We start from the raw sequence: 569 nt of genomic DNA, 5'->3' as shown, positions 1-569 counted from the left end.
ATGGAAGAGAATAAAATACAAGCAGTGTTTATCGATCGGGATGGAACAATTGGAGGAACCGATGAAGTACTTTATCCGGGTTCATTTGAATTGTTTAAGTATACTCATGAAGCTTTAAATAGGCTAAAAAAAGAAGGGATAAAACTACTTGGATTTACAAATCAACCGGGTATTTCAAGAGGCGAAGCTACAGAGGAATCCTTTAGAAACGAAATGATAGATTTTGGCTTTGATGCAGTGTACATTTGCCCACATCAACATACTGAAGGATGTAACTGTCGTAAACCTAATCCAGGGATGCTATTCAAAGCAGCAGAAGAGAATAAACTAGATTTAACTAGATGTATTGTAATCGGAGATAGATGGTCAGATATTTTGGCCGGATATAATGCTGGGTGTATGAAGGTTTTAGTATTAACAGGTGCAGGAAATGAAGCACTAAATAAATATAGACATAAATGGTCAAATACAGAAGTGGACTATATTGCGAGAGATTTCGAGGATGCGGTAAACTACATAGTGAATTTCGTGAGTGATATCGAAGAAGACAGGGCCATCCGATAACACAG

At 37.3% G+C, this 569-nt stretch carries 1 protein-coding gene; it reads left to right on the top strand.

From position 1 onward, the window contains the following. Complete coding sequence (locus tag AC1TO8_RS23875; RefSeq protein WP_482058071.1) at positions 1–564, top strand: HAD-IIIA family hydrolase; 564 nt, start codon at positions 1–3, stop codon at positions 562–564. Positions 565–569 lie beyond the last annotated feature (5 nt).

It is taken from the genome of Paenibacillus sp. Y859 (genome assembly GCF_056786405.1).
This window is presented reverse-complemented; position numbering and strand designations above follow the sequence as displayed.